This window comes from Dawidia cretensis, assembly GCF_018598175.1.
Lineage (GTDB): Bacteria > Bacteroidota > Bacteroidia > Cytophagales > Cyclobacteriaceae > Ohtaekwangia > Ohtaekwangia cretensis.
In genome coordinates, this window is the sequence record NZ_JAHESE010000033.1 from 1 (window position 1) to 17,995 (window position 17,995).

The 17,995-nt window shown below is 54.5% G+C and carries 13 protein-coding genes; 8 read left to right on the top strand and 5 right to left on the bottom strand.

Features of this window, described 5'->3' with window-relative positions; genetic code table 11:
* Positions 1-164: 164 nt before the first annotated feature.
* The 3 genes from KK062_RS24210 to KK062_RS24220 all read left to right on the top strand — a co-directional run bounded on the left by KK062_RS24210 (position 165) and on the right by KK062_RS24220 (position 5,360).
* Positions 165-2,177, top strand: a complete 2,013-nt coding sequence (locus tag KK062_RS24210) for an FAD-dependent oxidoreductase (RefSeq protein WP_254086952.1) — start codon at positions 165-167, stop codon at positions 2,175-2,177.
* A gap of 38 nt (positions 2,178-2,215) precedes the next feature.
* Entirely contained in the window at positions 2,216-4,075 is a 1,860-nt protein-coding gene (locus KK062_RS24215) for an FAD-dependent oxidoreductase (protein WP_254086953.1), read from the top strand.
* Positions 4,076-4,145: 70 nt separating this feature from the next.
* Positions 4,146-5,360, top strand: coding sequence for an MFS transporter (locus tag KK062_RS24220; RefSeq protein WP_254086954.1), 1,215 nt, complete (start codon positions 4,146-4,148; stop codon positions 5,358-5,360).
* A gap of 121 nt (positions 5,361-5,481) precedes the next feature.
* Here the strand turns inward: KK062_RS24220 and KK062_RS24225 are convergent, their stop codons facing one another.
* Positions 5,482-5,919, bottom strand: a complete 438-nt coding sequence (locus KK062_RS24225; protein WP_254086955.1) for an RrF2 family transcriptional regulator — start codon at positions 5,917-5,919, stop codon at positions 5,482-5,484.
* A gap of 292 nt (positions 5,920-6,211) precedes the next feature.
* On the opposite strand from KK062_RS24225, the gene KK062_RS24230 reads away from it, so the two are divergent.
* A complete protein-coding gene (locus KK062_RS24230) occupies positions 6,212-7,177 on the top strand; it encodes an ATP-grasp domain-containing protein (RefSeq protein ID WP_254086956.1) in 966 nt (321 codons plus the stop codon).
* Positions 7,178-7,218: 41 nt separating this feature from the next.
* Here KK062_RS24230 and KK062_RS24235 read toward each other — a convergent pair whose 3' ends face one another.
* Positions 7,219-7,959: a hypothetical protein gene (locus KK062_RS24235; RefSeq protein ID WP_254086957.1), complete on the bottom strand. Its 741-nt coding sequence runs from the start codon at positions 7,957-7,959 to the stop codon at positions 7,219-7,221.
* 57 nt (positions 7,960-8,016) lie between these two features.
* A complete protein-coding gene (locus tag KK062_RS24240; protein ID WP_254086958.1) occupies positions 8,017-10,644 on the bottom strand; it encodes an ABC transporter permease in 2,628 nt (875 codons plus the stop codon).
* 309 nt (positions 10,645-10,953) lie between these two features.
* On the opposite strand from KK062_RS24240, the gene KK062_RS24245 reads away from it, so the two are divergent.
* Entirely contained in the window at positions 10,954-11,847 is an 894-nt protein-coding gene (locus KK062_RS24245) for a murein L,D-transpeptidase catalytic domain family protein (RefSeq protein WP_254086959.1), read from the top strand.
* Here KK062_RS24245 and KK062_RS24250 read toward each other — a convergent pair.
* Together KK062_RS24250 and mgrA are read right to left on the bottom strand one after the other, a co-directional pair.
* The gene (locus KK062_RS24250; RefSeq protein WP_254086960.1) at positions 11,759-13,558 is read right to left on the bottom strand and encodes a L,D-transpeptidase family protein; all 1,800 of its coding nucleotides are present in this window, start codon (positions 13,556-13,558) and stop codon (positions 11,759-11,761) included. The two genes, KK062_RS24245 and KK062_RS24250, sit on opposite strands and share 89 nt — an antisense overlap.
* Before the next feature lie 533 nt (positions 13,559-14,091).
* The gene (gene mgrA, locus KK062_RS24255; protein ID WP_254086961.1) at positions 14,092-15,081 is read right to left on the bottom strand and encodes an L-glyceraldehyde 3-phosphate reductase; all 990 of its coding nucleotides are present in this window, start codon (positions 15,079-15,081) and stop codon (positions 14,092-14,094) included.
* Between the two features lie 256 nt (positions 15,082-15,337).
* Between mgrA and KK062_RS24260 the strand changes: the two genes are divergently transcribed.
* From KK062_RS24260 to KK062_RS24270, 3 genes are all read left to right on the top strand, one after another.
* Positions 15,338-16,453 carry an acyltransferase family protein gene (locus tag KK062_RS24260; protein WP_254086962.1) on the top strand — a complete coding sequence of 372 codons (1,116 nt, stop codon included), beginning with the start codon at positions 15,338-15,340 and terminating at the stop codon, positions 16,451-16,453.
* 160 nt (positions 16,454-16,613) lie between these two features.
* Positions 16,614-17,048: a DoxX family protein gene (locus tag KK062_RS24265; RefSeq protein WP_254086963.1), complete on the top strand. Its 435-nt coding sequence runs from the start codon at positions 16,614-16,616 to the stop codon at positions 17,046-17,048.
* Positions 17,049-17,169: 121 nt separating this feature from the next.
* Positions 17,170-17,937 carry a DUF6882 domain-containing protein gene (locus KK062_RS24270; protein WP_254086964.1) on the top strand — a complete coding sequence of 256 codons (768 nt, stop codon included), beginning with the start codon at positions 17,170-17,172 and terminating at the stop codon, positions 17,935-17,937.
* Positions 17,938-17,995 lie beyond the last annotated feature (58 nt).

A 17,995-nucleotide genomic window follows, 5' to 3' on the forward strand; every position in this document is an offset into this window, starting at 1 on the left:
ATGGAAGCGCAATGAAGCGAGAGCTTCACGTTGCGTTTTACGAGAATCTCAGGCTGAAATGCCTGGGTTTACTTACCGATCGACCCCTGAAGAGTAAAAAAACGAAGGCACCTGACTGTTTTTAACAGGTGCCTTTTTTCTCATCCTCATTTGAAACAGAATTTATGATCTGCACAAAAAAGATATTCGGAACGATAGCATTCATCATTCTCCTGCAGTGGTCGCCGGCATTTGCCCAAACTGTATTGGAGACGGATGTGTGTTTGTATGGCGGCACCTCGGCCGGCGTGATCGGCGCGTACACGGCGCAGAAGCTCGGCAAGAAAGCTTTGCTTATCGAGCCCGGCCGGCACCTGGGCGGCATGAGCTCCGGCGGCCTGGGGTATACCGACATCGGTAACAAATATGCCATCACCGGACTGGCGCGCGATTTTTATCGGCGCATTGGCCAGCACTATGGCAAATTTGAGCAATGGACGTTCGAGCCACACGTGGCCGAAGAAACATTTCAGGGCTATGTACAGCGTGGAGGCTTCCGCGTGGTGTATGAATACCGCCTGAAGGAGGTAAAAAAATACAATGGACGGATTACCGAAATCGTCCTTGAAAACAGCATCAACCGGACTGCCCCCAACATCACCGTCAAGGCCGCGATGTTCATCGACTGCGGCTACGAGGGTGACCTCATGGCCAAAGCCGGCGTGTCGTATGCCGTGGGCCGGGAGGATAATAAAGCATACGGGGAAACGATCAACGGCGTGCAGGTCATGGAAGGCCACCAAATCCCCGGAAGCATCGACCCCTATAAAACACCTGGCAACCCCGACAGCGGGTTGCTGTGGGGGATAAGTCCCGCCGTGCTGGCACCGAACGGTACAGGCGACCGTAGCGTGCAGGCCTATAATTACCGCATTTGCCTCTCCACCGATCCACGTAACCAGTTGCCGATCACCCGGCCCGCCGGTTACGACTCCACGAAGTACGAGCTCTTGCTCCGCATCTTCGCGGCCACGCCGGCCAAGCGTAAGCTGAACGACTATTTCATCATCAGCCGTATGCCGAACAATAAAACCGACATCAACAACCGCGGTGGATTCTCGACTGACATGATCGGTATGAACCATGATTACCCCGATGCCGGCTATGTGCAACGCGCTCGTATCGTGGCGGACCACGAGGCCTATACCAAAGGACTGCTGTATTTTTATGGACACGATCCCCGCGTGCCAAAACCGTTGCGCGACGAGATGCTTACCTACGGCTACCCGAAGGATGAATATACCGACACCGGTAACTGGTCGCCGCAGCTCTATGTGCGCGAAGCCCGGCGGCTGGTAGGCCAGTATGTTATGCACCAGGCAAACTGCGAAGGAAAGGAAGTCGTGAAGGACGGAGTAGGCATGGCCGCCTATACCATGGACTCGCACAACTGTCAGCGCCTGGTCGTAAACGGGTTGGTGAAAAATGAAGGCAATGTGGAAATCGGCGGCTTCGGCCCATATCCCATTGCCTATGGCTCCCTCGTGCCGAAGGCAACCGAGTGCACCAATCTTTTTGTGCCGGTATGTTTGTCGGCGACCCATATTGCGTACGGCTCAATTCGAATGGAGCCCGTGTTCATGGTCCTGGCGCAATCGGCCGCTACGGCTGCTGTCCTGGCCATCGACGGAAAGAAAGATATTCAGGCGCTGGATATTGCGGCCCTGCAGTCCATGCTGAAAACAAACCCCCTGGCCGACGGCCGGCCGGGCGATATTTTGGTGGACAACGAGGAGGCTGGAGCCGTCACCCGTACGGGCACCTGGCAGCCGCAGGCCAAAGGGGGCTACGGACCGTCGTTCCTGACTACCGCTGCCGGCAGCGCGGCAACCTTGCGCTTCACACCGGTGGTGCCAAAGCAGCAAACCTATACAGTATACTTGTATTTGCCCAAGGTGGCGGATGCCCCCGCCAACGTCGCCGTGACCGTGCATGACGGCAAGAAGAAAAAAGAAGTTACCGTCAAGCCGGCAGACCTTGTGGTCGAAGGCCAGACCTCGGGTGAGTGGGTATCGCTGGGCAAGTATACCTTCGCGGCCGGTAACAAAGGATATATAGAAGTGTCTGCTGCCGGCGCCGCGACAGGCACCGTCGTGGCCGATGCCGTGCTATGCGTACCGGCTGGACAAGCCGACTAATGAACCGTGTACAAACGCACGAACAAACCGAAAACACCATGAAGATACGACCGATATTACTTTCGATCCTGATCGCTTTTTTTATCACGGGCGCCTATGCGCAGCAATATGACCTGGTCATTGTCGGGGGCACCCCCGGCGGCATCATGACCGCCTTAGGAGCCGCCCGTGCCGGCAAAACCTCTGTCATTCTCGAGCGCACCAGCCACATCGGCGGCCTGCCTGCCAACGGCCTTGGGGCGACCGACATCGCCACCCGTGGTGCCACCACAGGTCTGTTTGCTGAATTCATCGGCCACATCCGCCAATACTATGTAGACCGCTACGGCGAAGCCTCTCAACAGGTGAAAGATTGCTCTGACGGTTTTCACTTCGAACCATCCGTGGCGGAAAAGGTCCTGGAGCAAATGCTGGCCGGGCAAGCCGCTAAAATAACGGTGCTGAAGATGCGGCAGTTCGATGCGCTGGACGAGAACATCGTGCTGCGCAACGACCGTATCGAACAAATCACAGTGCTGAACCGCGAAAGTGGTCAGCCCGAGACCTACCGCGGCAAAATTTTCGCCGACGCCACCTACGAAGGCGACCTCGGCGCGGCAGCCCGTATTCCGTTTCGCACCGGCCGGGAAGGGAAAGAAGAATTTAACGAGCCAGGCGCCGGCGTGGTATATAAATCCTGGGGCGGCCCGGAAGGAGCAGGGACGACGTTCCTCGGCGACAACGCCGTACAGTCATACAACTATCGCTTGTGCCTGACCAACAACCCGGCCAACCGCGTGCCCGTGCAAAAACCGGCGGTATATAACCGGAACGAGTATACCTCCATGATCGACGACGTCTGGACCGGCCGCCACACGGGTGTGCAGATGGAAAAAGTAACGACCGCCATGCTGGAAGAAAACCGTAAGCATATTGCCCGCGGAAACCCTTCGCAGATTCCGGGCGACGTGTGGGGCATTGCCCGCGTCAGCAACATGGTGAAGCTGCCCAATGCCAAAACAGATGCCAACAACCAACACATGGCGTTCATCTCCACGGACCTGCCGGAAGAAAACTGGCCCTGGCCTACGTCTGGGTGGGTGTGGCGGGATGCCTTCGCTCAGCGCCTGCGTTCCTATATCGAAGGCTTGCTATATTTTGCCCAGAATGACAAGGAGCTGCCCGAGCACTTCCGCAAAGCTGCCAAAGAATGGGGTTTTTCGAAGGACGAATACACCGACAACGGAAACTTTCCGCGCCAGGTCTATGTGCGCGAAGGCCGGCGCTTTGAAGGTATATACTTTTTCACTGCTCAGGACGCCACCGCCCGCATACCGGGCCAACGCCCCGTCATTCACAACAGCAGCATCACGGCCAGCCACTATGCGCTCGACTCGCACGCCGTGCGCAAGCGCGAGCCGGGGCGCGTACACCTCGACGGATTTTTAAGCTATCCCTCACAGGTATATACAGTGCCTTATGGGGTAATGGTGCCGAAAGAAATCGACAACTTGTTGTTGCCGGTGCCAGTATCCGGTAGCCACATTGGTTTCTCCACGCTGCGTATGGAACCGTGCTGGATGGCCATTGGCCAGGCTGCAGGTGTTGCGGCGGCACTTGCCATCGACCGACAGGTAAAGGTACGCCATGTGCCCATAGAAGAATTACAGAAGACGCTGATCATGCAGCACGCGACGCTTGTCTATTTTCAGGATGTGAAGCCCGCCGACGCCGACTTTGCCATGGTACAGACACTCGGTTTACAGGGCTACTTGCCGGAGTGGAAAGCCCGGCTGTCAGACGTAGCCGATGGAGAGACGGTGGCTTTGTGGGAGAAAGCCTCTGGCAAGAAACTAACCTTTACGCCCGGGCAGACTACCCGTCGGGAAGTGTTGCAACAGCTGTATACCCGTCCGTAAATTCTTTTTCAGTATACCGTGTCCGCCATGTTGGGTAAGGCGTGGTGGGCCGGTTTTTCTTTTCCTGTCTATGAATACACTCAAACAAATCCTACGGCCGCCGGTGATCATCGCGGCACTGGGGTACTTTGTCGATATATACGATCTGTTGCTTTTCAGCATTGTGCGTGTGCCAAGCCTCCGGGCCCTCGGTAGGACCGGCGATGCGCTGCTGCGCGACGGCATTTTTCTCATTAACATTCAGATGGCCGGTCTGTTGACCGGCGGCATACTCTGGGGTATACTGGGTGACAAGCGCGGCCGGTTATCGGTGCTCTTCGGTTCCATTTTGTTATACTCGCTGGCCAACCTGGCCAACGGTTTTGTTACCACGGTGCCGCAATACGCGATTCTGCGATTTATCGCCGGTGTAGGATTGGCGGGGGAGCTGGGCGCGGGCATTACGCTCGTGGCCGAGATCTTACCTAAGCATATCCGGGGCTACGGTACCACGCTGGTCGCGGCAGTGGGGCTTTTTGGCGCCGTGCTGGCTTATTTTGTAGCGGAGCTTACCGACTGGCAGGTAGCCTACTGGATTGGCGGCGGCCTGGGACTATGCCTGTTACTGCTGCGGTATAGCGTGGCGGAGTCGGGTATGTTTGCCGAGGTGCGTGACAAGAAGGTCGAACGTGGCAATTTCTTTATACTCTTTTCGCGCGGCCCGCTGCTGGCCAATTATCTGCGCTGTATTCTCATCGGTTTGCCCATCTGGTTTGTGATCGGCATCCTGGTGACGTTCTCGCCGGAGTTTGCTGTGAGCATGAGTCTGCCGGAGGCCATTGATGCGGGCAAGGCCGTGATGTGTTGCTATATCGGGCTGTCGCTGGGCGATTTGTCTTCGGGCCTGCTCAGCCAGGCGTTGAAAAGCCGTAAGAAGGTCGTGCTCGTTTTTCTCTTCCTGACGGCTACCGCGATGGCTATATACTTAACATCGACGGTGCTTTCTGCGACGGCGTTTTATACACGTTGTTTTTTCCTCGGCTTTGCGATTGGTTACTGGGCGCTGTTTGTAACGATTGCAGCTGAGCAGTTTGGAACGAACATTCGCGCGACGGTAGCCACCACCGTGCCGAATTTTGTGCGCGGCACGGTGGTGCCCCTGACACTGGCGTTTGAGTGGTTACGCATCAGTCACTCCATGATCTTCAGCGCCTGGGTGGTAGGGGGAGCCAGTCTGCTGATTGCCACGCTGGCGTTGTGGAAGATGAAGGAGACGTTCGGCAAGGATTTACACTTTGTAGAATAACAACGTGTCTTTTCTTTCCGACAATATATAGACGAAAAGTTGTTGTGAGAAATAGGGTTAACGGAAAGGTCCGTTGACCGCCGGTATACCGGTAATCAACGGACCGATCTGTTTTTAAAGTCTAGAATACCTTGCCTGCCAGCTCTGTCTTGATGGCCAGGTCTGACACGGTGTTAGACGAGAGAATTTTTAGTGTTTCATCGCGCACCTGGCCAAAAATACGATTGATGGAACACTCCTGCTCGTTTGCGCACATACCGCAGGAGTTGTAAAAGTGTAAAGAGACGCAAGGCAACATGGCGACAGCGCCATCGATGAGTCGAATAACCTCGAGGATAGAGATCTGGTCGGTCTTTTTGCGCAGGTAATAACCGCCACTTTTACCTTTTTTACTTCCCAAAATACCGGCATTTTTCATGTCGAGTAGAATTGTTTCCAGGAACTTCTTGGGGATGTTTTTCTCTTCGGCAATTTCGCCGATCGTGACCGAGCCGCCCTCTTTTACCGTGGATAGGTAGGTCAGAGCGTGCAGGGCATACTGACATTTTTTCGAAAGCATAGGATAGGATTTTGAGAGTGACTTTTGACTGTTTTACAAAGTTATCTATAATACCCATAGGGAAGTAGAGATAAGCAAAATAAATCTCCCAAATTCAGGGGTCTTTAGACTAAGGCACTAATTTTTAGCGACTTACCTTCAGAATATCCACCTTTCGCATAAAACTCCTACGAAAAGTTGCATAAGAAAAGTAGAATAGACTATTTTGTCTATCATTATGGTAGATAATTAACTTCCCACCCAGTTAGTTGCGGTAAAGAATCGTGAGAAATGCAACCAAAACAGTAACGGTATGACTTCATTTGCTTCCTACAAGAAACCCCTGGGCATTGTGTATGAGCAGGCCCATGCTCCGGTGTTGAAACCGTTCTTTTCTGAGCTCGAGCAGCGCCGCATTCCCTTTGTGCGGATCAACGTGGCGCATCATCAATTTAACCCGGCGGAACGGCAGACTCCATATAGTTTGGTGGTAAACCTGACGGGTTTGGCGGAGGCGCCGGGTGTACCCGCACAGCGTCTATCGTACACTTCCAGTTACCTGGCGCACCTGGAGCATACCGGCGTACCGGTAATCAACAACGTGCGTGCGCAACGCGCCGGCAGTGGTAAGGCACGGCAACTCGCATTGCTGGCACAGCTTAACCTGCCGTTTCCAAAAGCACGTATTGTAAACGACCTGTCGCAAATTGTGCCGGCGGCGTTGTCGTTGCGGTTTCCGATCGTGATCGAGGCCAACTGCGGTGGCCAGGCATTGCGCTTTGAATCACTGCGCAGCGTGGAAGAAGCAGTATCCTGTTATCGGATCAACCTGGGTACGGACCACAGTGCCGTGATACGCGAGTATATATATCCGGAAGACCATTTTATTTACCGGGTGGAGACGCTGGGTGGTAAAGTATTGTCAGCACAACGCATCCGGGAAGATGCGCATCGCTATGCGCACGATAAAGGCGATGTATACCGCCAGGGATATACGGACGTGGGGGAAGGTTACCGGCCTTCCGACGATATTGTTCGCGAGGTGGAACGGCTGGTGCAAGCTGCGAGTCTGGACCACGGTGCCGTGGAATATCTGATCGATGCTTCCGGCGACCACTACTATCTTGGCATCGATACGCGCTTGCGGACGTTCGCCACGGGCGGTATGGCACCGGAAAAAAACCTTGTTGACTATATCGAACGGCGCTTGCAGCAGGCATATCCCACGGTGTTGTCGCCCTATACCCCACCCGTTACCACCGCATTATCCGACATTTAGGATAGGCCGGCACCTGCTCATGGTTGAGCATGCCGGTGCTTTTAATGACCACGTTTTATCTTTTTTGGACAGGAAGGGGTAGCATCGTCGTAATTCCTTTCAGTCTCTTCTATACTCCTTTGGATCTGATCTTCCAGTGCCTGATTTCCGCCGCGCGCTTTATCTTCGGCGTGATTGGGATCTTTGCGAAGCATAAAAAATAACGCGTGGCCATACGCCTCGTGCGCCAGCTTGCGCGCGGCGTCACGTTCCGTCAGGTCGCTGGATAACACCACGACAATGTGGCCGTTCACAGAACCCTTACCATCGCCCTCTACATCCTGCTCCCCACCGGGAAGCAATGTAATGCCCGACGGTCCACTGGCCCGTATCTCGTCGCGAAAGCCCATGTTCTTCAGTTGCGCTACGGTGTATTGCAGCATGTATTGCGTCGCATCGGTCAGTTCGTTAGTATATACGGCGACGAGGCTTCCGTGCCGTATCGAATCATGGGTGTCGCGGTATAGATAGTCATTGCCTATCGTCACTTCGACTACGAGCGTATCGTTGATCAGTGTTTTTAATGCCTGGAAGTTCGGGCTTTTGGACGTGTGGCGATTGATAGCGGCACGATCGACCCGGTCTTGCGCATCGAGCACTACATACGGCCGATCTTTTGCCCGTAAGGTATGGCGTATTGCCTGACAAGCTGCCGGGGTTAACGGCAGCACGGAGTCGGGAGCATACAAGGCATTGCCTATGGGCCCCCAGACCAGTGTAGTATAAAGAAGGATGGCGTACATGCCGTTTTGTTACCAGCGAATATAGGCAATGCCCGACACAGTGTTGTGCCGGTATGCCTATTCCTTCGTGAGTGACTGTACCGGGTTGACACGTGCGGCGCGAATGGTTTGCAGGGCTACCGTGAGCAAGGCGACCAACAAGGCCAGAACACCGGCGCCGGCGAAGAGCCACCAGTCCAGGGATGTGCTGTAGGCAAAGCCACTGAGCCATTGCCGGGCGGCGATGTAGCTAATAGGAATGGCCACGACGACGGCGATCAGTACCATGTGCGCGAAGTCGGCGGAAAGCAACCATACAATGCGGGCGTCGCCGGAGCCGAGTATCTTACGAATGCCAATCTCCTTCTCGCGGCGCTCCGCCGTGAAGGCGGCCAGGCCGAACAAGCCCAGGCAGGAGATGAGAATAGCGATGCCGGCAAAGTAACGCGACAATGTCGAGATGCGCTGCTCGGCGGCGTACAATGCCTGGTAGGTGTCGTCGAGGAAGCGGTAGTCAAAGGTCAGGCCGGCCATGTGGCGATGGTAGAGCGTTTCCAGGCGGGCGAGCGTTTCGCGTTCTTCGCCCGCGCGGAGGCGGATCATCATCGTCGTGCCGCGCGGCTCTAATTGCATCACCAGCGGCTCTACCTTTTCGTACAGCGACGTAAAGTGGAAGTTCTCGACCACGCCGACGATCTCTTTTTCCTGCCCCCACAAGCGCAACGTTTTGCCAACCGGATCGGCCAGGCCCATGCGGTCGATTGCAGCCTGGTTAAAGATCACGCCGCGGCGCCCGGTGCCGGAGTCGCGCAGGAACGGTTTGCCTTCTACGATGCGTATGCGCAGTGCCTGAGTAAAATCATACCCCACCTCGAGGTTGGCGAACATCATTTCGTTATCATCTTCACCCTCGCGCCAGTCAATGCCGCCCAGGCGGCCGTGGTAGCCCGTGATGTTGTGCGCGGAATTGGCAACCTGTGTGACACCCGGTATCTGCCGGATCTCTTGCAGGAATGCCTCGACGTTGTGCTCGAAGGTGCCGCCTTCCGCCAGGAATTCTTCCGTGGGTTGGTTTGTCATTTCCAGCTCGAACATCACGACATGGTCGCGGTTGTAGCCGAGGTTACGCGACTGGATATAATCCATCTGCCGATATACCACCAGCACCGTCACGATGAGAATAACCGACACCACAAATTGGAATACGACCAGGCCGCGACGCGCCAGCAGCCCACCCGTGGGTGTAACAGGCTTGCCCTTGAGCACCCGCGCGGGCCGGAAGCCCGACAGGTAAAGCGCCGGGTAGCTGCCCGCCAGTACGCCGGTGAGCAACGTGACGCCGAATGCCGGCAGTATCAGGTCCATGTCCCACGTCAGCATGAGTGTTTTACCTGTCAGGCCGTTAATGGAGGGAAGAAGCACCCAGACGGCCGCGGTAGCGACGCCCAGCGACAAGAATGCCATGAGGAGGGACTCCTGCAGGTATTGTACGACCAACGCGCTACGCGCAGCGCCAATGGCTTTCTTGATTCCGACTTCCTTCACGCGCCGCGATGCGCGCGCGGTAGACAGGTTCATGAAGTTGATGCAGGCAATGCCGACCAGAAATACGGCAATGACGGAGAAGAGCTGTACATAGAGAATACGTCCGCCTGCCGGCACACCGTTCTCATACCGGCCGTGGAGATACCGTTCGGAATAGCGCTGCAGAGAAAGTGCGTGTCGTGACTCCTTCAGGTTGCGCTGCAGCAGTTTGGTGAGCTTGAGGTTCAGGGCGTCGATGTCGGCGCCAGGCCGTACGACCAGGAAGGTATTGGGATCGCTGTTGCCCCATTCGCGTAACCAGGGATGGTCGTCGAGAAATACGTCGAAGCTCAGCATGACATCAAAGGGGGTGGAGGATGCCGGGGGGACGTCCTCGAAGATGCCGGTGATGTGAAACAGCCCTGTGCTGAAGCCGACCTTCCATTCCACCACTTTGCCCAGTAGGTCTTCCGTGGTGCCGAAGAGTCGTTGGGCGGTGGTTTCGGAAAGTAATATGCTATACTTGTCTGTCAGTGCCTTGCCGGGATTGCCGGCGAGGAGGGGGCATGTAAATACCTGGAAGTAGTTAGACTCGGCGTATTGTCCGCCCAGGCGCATGCGTGTGTCGCCAACGGTTAAAACACCTTTCTCCGAGAACCATTGAGCGCGCACGACTGTGGTGGCTTGCTCGACTTCCGGTAGCTCGGCCGTGATAGCCCGGGCCAGGATGCCGGCGGTACCGGCACCGGTAGCGATATTACCTTGCTCGTCCGAGTGTTGCAGCACCTGGTATAGGCGTGCGTCGTTGGCGTGGTAACGATCGATGTGCAACTCGTCCTGTATCCATAGGTAAAGGACCACGGCGCAAGCCAGGCCTGCCGTCAGGCCGATGAGGTTGATAAGAAAGGAAGCTTTATAGCGTTGAAAGCTTCGCAGGGTGATGAGCAGGTTGTGTTTCAGCATGGCAGTGGGGGCGAGGGGTCGGGAATGAAACGAACGGATAAAACCTGGACGCAAATACTTCAGTACACGCCAGGCGAATGCGCGGCGAGCCCGGCGCGGCGACTGATCTGATTCCTGTTCAAAGAGTTCGACCAGGTCGCCTTCGATCTCTTCCAGGTAATCCTTCCGGCAAAACCAACGCAGGAATTTTAGTGGCTTTTCAGGAGGATGAAGCTTCATGATAATATACTTAACAAAAGTAAAAGTAATTAAATACTTGCGACAAAGCCGCGGTCTTCGTAATTTTTTATGCCCGGGGTTTCTGCACCTCAACCCGGGGAGGGATGCTTGAAAGGGGTATTTTAATCTACATAACTATTTGACATGTAGAATTTTGTGCGCTGTTTATGAAAGTGTAGATGTCAATGCCCATGCAAAATGACCTCATTTTCTTCCAATGTACTGTTTGATCGTTCATTGGCTTTTTTTTAGCCGGTTCGGGGCCTTTCTTCGCATCATCGATTTTTCAGTTCATAACCCTCTCTCTGAATGAAACATACCGTGCTGTACTTTATTCTTGGCTTCCTCTCTTTAGGGAATATTTTCTACACCCACGCAGCGCCGGTTCCGGTCGCGCCCGATTCCGTTCCGGCCCTCGACATGGACGCCGCCCCGACCAAACGGTTTAATCTGGAAGATTCCCTGCACAGCCTGTACAGCACCATTGGCCTCGCTAAATATGACCTTTCGTACGAAGCCTTCCGGTACGGCATGATTGGCTACGCCACCCTGCGGCACGAAGGCAAGCTCAACGACAAAAATCTGTTTACGATCATAGACTTTACAAAGCCCAGTACGCAGAAGCGTTTTTATACACTGGACATGAGCACGCTGACGGTGAAATTTTATACCTACGTCAGTCATGGTCGCAACACCGGTGAGAATGTTGCGCAGTCATTTTCCAACACCGTGCACTCGAATCAAAGCAGCCTGGGCTTTTATGTTACCGCAGAGACCTATATCGGCAGCAAAGGATATAGCCTGAAGCTCGATGGTATGGACGCCGGTTATAATGATAACATGCGCGAGCGTGCCGTAGTCATGCATGACGCTGACTATGTAAGCGAGTCGTGGATCCGCCGGTACGGCCGTTTAGGTCGCAGCCAGGGCTGCCCTGCATTGCCAAAAGAAATTTCGCGGGAAGTGATCGATGCGATCAAAGGACATACAGCCATCTTTGCGTACTACGACGACATCAACTACCTGACATCGTCGCGTTACCTGAAGACATACGATGCGCTCATACAACCGGAAGAAATGATGGCGCGCCGGCAGGAACCACTGGCCGAGACGTTTACAGGCCAGCTACAGAAGAGCCTCTTACCGTATACAGCTCCCGAAGCTGTTGCTTATCAAAACCGTAGATATCTTCGCGGAAATTAATCAGACCATTGTCATCCACCCACGCTGTGAAGTATTCCAGGTGAACGGGGTATTGTTTTTTCAATGGTATACCAGCTGGAGCGTTACCGTCCATGGCCTTCTGAACGGAGGCCATGCTCCAGCCTGGTTGGTTTCGCAGCAGATAAGCTGCAAAGCGCGCAGGCTCATCCAACCGTACACAGCCGTGGCTTAAGGCGCGATAGTCTTTATTAAACAAACGGTGGTTGGGTGTGTCGTGCAGGTAGATGCTCATGTCGTTGGTAAGCAAAAACTTCACGCGTCCCAGCGAGTTGTCCGCGCCGGGTTGTTGTACTACGCGTAGTTGGTACGGATTGGCATTTTCACCTTCCCACACTTCGGTAGAAGGGTCGATCGCTACGCCGCCTCGATAGAAAGCATAGTTCTTCTCGGCATAATATTGCGGGTCTTTCTTCAGATGCGGAATGATCTCTTCGCGGATAATGCTGGTCGGCACAGTCCAGGTCGGACTAAAGACGATGTTCTTCAGCACGTCGTCAAAGATCGGGGTGGCCTTGTTGGGCGCGCCGACGATCACCTTCATTTCAAACTCAGGCTTTTGGTTCTCGTAGATGCGCAGCATATACTCGGGCACGTTCACGCGGATACAGCTGTTTTCGTTGCGTTCCGGAATCCAGCGCATGCGCTCGAGGTTCAGGGCCAGGATGTCGGCCTTGTCTTTCAGCGGCTGGTTGAGGAAACGCAGCGTGCGCTCGCCCACGATGCCATCGGGGGTGAGGCCGTGGCGCAGCTGGAACCATTTCACTGCCGATACCAGCTCGGCGTCGTACAATAAAGAGTCGACCATGCCCGTGGTGGTATCCACCGGCATGGTATATATTTTCAGGTCCGTAAGCGACAGCTTGCGGCGCAGGACGGGAATCGCCGCATGACGTTCGTCAGGTTTGATCTTTTCCGTTACCGGAATGACCGGGAAAGCCGTGGTGTTGGTTTTCTCCAACGCGCGGTATTCTTCCAATGCTCTTTGCAGACGGCCGTACTGTTCGCTGGCGGGTTGTACGCGGCGGATCATTTCGGCCAGTTGGCCGGGAGTCGCGATGCCGGCCAGCATTTGTACATCCAGGTCGGGCGTTTTACGGGCGATGCTATTACTGTTGTTCCGGATCCAGATGTTGTTACCGGCGGCGCGGGTAAGTTTACCCTCCGTGAGGTGCGTCGTAAAGAGGAAAAACGCCTCGGTGATCTGCATGTCGAGCTCGACGATCAGGTCCGCGGCCGGCGGCTGCACGCGGTATACCGCCTCGAGCAGGTGGTCTAACTCGCGGATATCATATTCTTCGGGTGACAGGCCATAACGGTCGGCGTGACTGAGCTCTTCGGCAAGGGCTGTATACAACGAGTTCGGGCCGACGTCGTCCAACCATTTGGTTTTATAGCCATTGGCGGTATAAAAGCCCTGAATCTTCTGTTGCACCTTCTTGTTTTGGTAAGCGTCTTTTACCGGAAGCAAGAGCTTGCGTTTGTCCAGGGGGTGCTTAAAGGAGTCGATGAGCACGCTTTTCCCAGCCAGGAGCACTGGCGCCGGCAGGGCAGTTGTGTCAGTGACCACCGGCAGGGCGGTCTTGGGCGACTGCTGGACCTGGGTTAAGTCCTTATGGCAGGATGCCAACACAAGCACCAGGAGGGCCCACGTCGTATACTTGTACACCGGTAATAAAGAAGGCTGTTTCATTCTCCGTGATTCTTTCCAACACAGAGACAAAAAGAATTCCTGTAGAAAGTGGACGGTTCGCGCCACCGAAGTGAGGAATAACCGGTGTGCTGCCACAACATATGTGGATTTACCAGCACATTTCAGATAGGTCTTCAAGGGATGTCAGGCTTTACCAACATTGCTGACACCCCAAGGTATACAACCTTTGCGCCAATTCTTAACGGCCGGTAAAAACGGCAGTAAAACGGGCATGTAGGGTTAACGTGGAAAGCACCGAAAATGAAAGCGAACCCTGAACAGGGGTTAAGTCACGGACATAGGCTTTTTTGGCAGGATGGTGCCAAAGCGTCAGAAAACGCCCTGCCCCCGCGTTGCGCAGGACCGAAAGCCCACGTAGGATCAGGATTTCTTTTGATTGAAATGTCGCTACTTATTTTATAAAAAATACGTACCCGGCGGCCGGGTGCAGGGTAAAAAACCTGCTCTTCCCTGCACCACGGTTCTTATAACGGTTGTCGCCGGCTATTATTTTCTCCCAGATTGGAGTTTGTTTATCCCAGGATGCGTTCGATGGCGGCAAGCTCGTCGGTGCTGAAGCGGGTGTTCTCCAGGCAACGCAACGAGTCCGCGAGTTGCTCGGGACGGCTGGCGCCTACCAGTACCGAGGTAACGCGCTTGTCCTTGAGCAGCCAGGCCAATGCCATGTGCGCAAGCTTCTGGCCCCGTTGGGTAGCAAGTTCGTTCAACTGGCGGATCTGTTGCAGGCGTGCATCCGTAATCTGACTCTCCTTTAAAAAACCATGTGGTTTAGCAGCACGCGAATCTGACGGAATACCGTGGAGGTATTTGTCGGTCAGCATGCCCTGCGCCAAGGGCGAGAACGGAATGCAGCCCACACCTTCGGCATCGAGCAAACTCAGCAGGCCGTCTTCCACCCAACGCTCGAACATGGAGTATTTGGGCTGGTGTATTAAACAAGGTGTACCCAACTCACGCAGGATGCGGATGGCGCGTGCGGCTTCCGCCGCGGGATAGTTGGAAATGCCCGCATATAAGGCCTTTCCCTGGCGCACGATCAGGTCGAGCGCATACATCGTCTCCTCGAGCGGCGTTTCCGGATCGGGCCGGTGGTGGTAGAAGATGTCGACGTAATCAAGCTTCATGCGCCGCAGGCTTTGGTCAAGGCTGGACACCAGGTATTTTTTAGACCCCCAGTCCCCGTAAGGCCCCTCCCACATGGTATAGCCGGCTTTGGTAGAGATGATGAGCTCATCGCGATGGTTGGTAAAGTCGCGGTGCAGGATGCGGCCAAAGTTCTCTTCGGCAGAGCCCGGCGGCGGTCCGTAGTTGTTGGCCAGGTCGAAATGGGTAATGCCGGCGTCGAACGCCAGGCGCAGGATGTCGCGACCGTTTTCGAGGGTGTCGACATAGCCGAAGTTGTGCCAGAGGCCCAGTGATACTGCCGGCAGTTTGATCCCGCTTTTGCCACAACGGCGGTATTCCATTTGGCTGTAGCGGGCGGCGTTAAAGGTGGTAGCCATAGTCAGATTGTTGTCGGTTGGGTTTGTAAGGGGCGAAAGGTAGAATTCCTTTTGCAATTCCCACATACGCGCTACAGCAGCGGTTGCTGCGCTGGATAAAATACAGGCGGAAAAACCGGCCGGAATAGCTTTACTGAACAACTATTTTGCCTATGAATCGGCCATTACCACTGATCTGGCGGGCGGGCAGATTTGTGGCACTCAAAAATAATTACTATTCTATCCCCACAATTCCAGATCGACCTACGCTAAAACCATGACCAACCAACCTGCACGCTACCTCGCCCTGGATGTATTCCGCGGTATGACGGTTTGCCTCATGATCATCGTCAATTCGCCCGGAAGCTGGGGCCACGTATACGGTCCGTTCCTACATGCTCCGTGGCACGGCCTGACGCCAACCGATCTCGTCTTTCCGTCCTTTCTTTTTGCCGTCGGCAATGCCATGGCCTTTGCCATGCACAAGTATACCGGGCAGGGCAGTGCCATCTTTTGGAAGAAGACACTCAAACGTACGGCCCTGATCTTTTTGATCGGCTACCTGTTGTCGTGGTTCCCGTTCTACGATTTTGGCCAGGGAGCTTTTATCAGTCCTGCGGACGCCCGTATTCCCGGCGTATTGCAGCGCATCGCGTTGTGCTATGGCATCGCGTCCATCATCATTTATTATACATCGCGTCGCACGACCGTGATCGTCGGCGCCATACTGCTGCTGGCCTATTGGTTGATCCTATACGTGGCCGGCACGCCCGGTGACCCCTACAGCCTGACAGGCTATGCGGGGAACGCCCTGGACAAATGGTTGATCGGCGATCCGCGCCTGTACCACGGCGAGGGCGTTGCCTTTGATCCGGAAGGCATTTTGAGCACACTACCGGCAATCGTCAATGTCATCATTGGTTTCCTGGCCGGCGACTTCATCCGCCGCCGCGGAAACAGCTATGAGACTATTGCGAAACTTCTACTGGCAGGCGCCGCATTGATTGCCGTAGCACTGGCATGGCACCCGGCATTTCCGATCAACAAAAAGATCTGGACGAGCTCGTTCACATTGGTCACAACAGGCATCGCACTCGTGGTACTGTCGGCATTGGTATACATCATCGAGCTGCAAGCACGTCGCGGGTGGACATATTTCTTCGAGGTTTTCGGCAAAAACCCGTTGTTCATCTATGCTTCAGCGGGTGTGCTGATCACGATACTATACACTGTCCCTGTCGGAGATCACAGCCTGCTACACGCCGTCTATCTGTTCTTTGCGAGTTTCACCCCCGAGAAGCTGGCCTCACTACTCTTCGCCATTTCATTCATGCTGCTGAATTGGGCCATCGGATATATATTAGACCGTAACAAAATTTATATAAAAGTTTAGTATAACAAGGTATCCAACGCTGCCTACAATGGGGGAGTCTCCCGACTCCCAACGGTAACGTAACTTAGGCAACCATACACGTACCCCGTCTAAACCTACACCCGAATCCGATTTGGGCACAGGTATAGTTTTTTGGGAGTTTCCCCTGAAATACACCTTCATGCAAACACCTACAACCCGCACTCAAACCATCTTCCGCATCACCCTCGGCGCCTTCATGCTCCTGGCCGGCGTTGGCCACTTAACCTTCCAACGTCAGGAATTCCAGGCCCAGGTGCCGGACTGGGTACCGCTGAGTAAAGACCTGGTGGTGATACTTTCAGGCATTGTTGAGGTGCTTTTGGGAGCCACCATGATCTTCTGGCGCCAACTCCGGGTAGAGGTAGGCATTGCGCTGGCCGTTTTTTACATCCTTGTATTTCCAGGCAACATCGCGCAGTACGTCAACGACACCAACGCCTTTGGCCTCGATACGGAGGAAAAGCGTTTCGCCCGCCTCTTTTTCCAGCCGGTGCTCGTTGCCTGGGCGTTGTGGTCGACAGGGGCATGGCCCATGGTGAAGCGTCTTTTTAGCGGAGCGTCGTCGCGGGCTTGATGGGACCTGCCCGAGCGCGTAGGAAGGTTTTGCTACCGAATATCCGCAATGACACGTGTATGACAGGCGCAGACGTGGTCGGAAGTAGTTTATTATATTTGAACTGCCAACTTCGCTACCGATGAACATAGACGACTTCGACGCCTACAAAGATCAATGCCTGGAAGAAATCTCGTCGCTTCAAAAGACCTTTATCGAACTGTACGACCTGAACAGCTACGAAAACTGGTTCTATGACCACGACATCGGCGCGTTTCACTTTTACTCGGAGGATGGTCGGAATTTGTATTTCAAATACATCGACGTAGGATCGTTTTCGTCGCGGCGGAATACCTGGATGTGGTCCTGGTTCAACAAGACTACTCCACGGCATGTATCCAAAGGTCTTGAGAAGGTGCAGGCGTTTGGAAACGCGCATGGCTTCCTGCCCCTGACCGAAGGCTTTCACGGGCAGAGTGATGAATATATGGGCTGGGCCCTGACGGCGATAGCCGCCACGTTGATAAGCGGCATCGGTGTCTACCGCATCCCGCACGAGCATCAATATATCTACTTCATATTCACTAACGAGCTGACACAAGAAGAACATGAAGCATTGGTGGAACAAAAGAACCAGCAACGACAGGTTGAATGTGGAGAGCACGGCACGCGAACGCGGGCAGCCTTTGTCTGCCAGCATTTAGGAACGGACACGAATGTAGGATTTTATGAGGCGTTTGAATCCGATCCCGACATAGCGCCGGAAGACGACTACCAGGCGTGGTGTGATGCCTGCGAGCTGGAACGCCGGAAGGAAGGGGAGTGGAATGAAAAATCGGAGGCGTTCGCCCAGATCCGCATTGTCTGTGACGAATGCTTTTTTGAGATTAAGCGTAATAATTCACGATAGGGTTATGGCACGCACAGTAAGGAAGTGCACGACTTTATTCGTGTGAGAGCGACAGGCA

What these genes read in the sequence shown, in the direction of transcription:
- KK062_RS24210 (WP_254086952.1), top strand. Translation starts at nt 165, where the DNA reads ATGATCTGCACAAAAAAGATATTCGGAACGATAGCATTCATCATTCTC.
- KK062_RS24215 (WP_254086953.1), top strand. Translation starts at nt 2,216, where the DNA reads ATGAAGATACGACCGATATTACTTTCGATCCTGATCGCTTTTTTTATC.
- KK062_RS24220 (WP_254086954.1), top strand. Translation starts at nt 4,146, where the DNA reads ATGAATACACTCAAACAAATCCTACGGCCGCCGGTGATCATCGCGGCA.
- KK062_RS24225 (WP_254086955.1), bottom strand. Translation starts at nt 5,919, where the DNA reads ATGCTTTCGAAAAAATGTCAGTATGCCCTGCACGCTCTGACCTACCTA.
- KK062_RS24230 (WP_254086956.1), top strand. Translation starts at nt 6,212, where the DNA reads ATGACTTCATTTGCTTCCTACAAGAAACCCCTGGGCATTGTGTATGAG.
- KK062_RS24235 (WP_254086957.1), bottom strand. Translation starts at nt 7,959, where the DNA reads ATGTACGCCATCCTTCTTTATACTACACTGGTCTGGGGGCCCATAGGC.
- KK062_RS24240 (WP_254086958.1), bottom strand. Translation starts at nt 10,644, where the DNA reads ATGAAGCTTCATCCTCCTGAAAAGCCACTAAAATTCCTGCGTTGGTTT.
- KK062_RS24245 (WP_254086959.1), top strand. Translation starts at nt 10,954, where the DNA reads ATGAAACATACCGTGCTGTACTTTATTCTTGGCTTCCTCTCTTTAGGG.
- KK062_RS24250 (WP_254086960.1), bottom strand. Translation starts at nt 13,558, where the DNA reads ATGAAACAGCCTTCTTTATTACCGGTGTACAAGTATACGACGTGGGCC.
- mgrA (WP_254086961.1), bottom strand. Translation starts at nt 15,081, where the DNA reads ATGGCTACCACCTTTAACGCCGCCCGCTACAGCCAAATGGAATACCGC.
- KK062_RS24260 (WP_254086962.1), top strand. Translation starts at nt 15,338, where the DNA reads ATGACCAACCAACCTGCACGCTACCTCGCCCTGGATGTATTCCGCGGT.
- KK062_RS24265 (WP_254086963.1), top strand. Translation starts at nt 16,614, where the DNA reads ATGCAAACACCTACAACCCGCACTCAAACCATCTTCCGCATCACCCTC.
- KK062_RS24270 (WP_254086964.1), top strand. Translation starts at nt 17,170, where the DNA reads ATGAACATAGACGACTTCGACGCCTACAAAGATCAATGCCTGGAAGAA.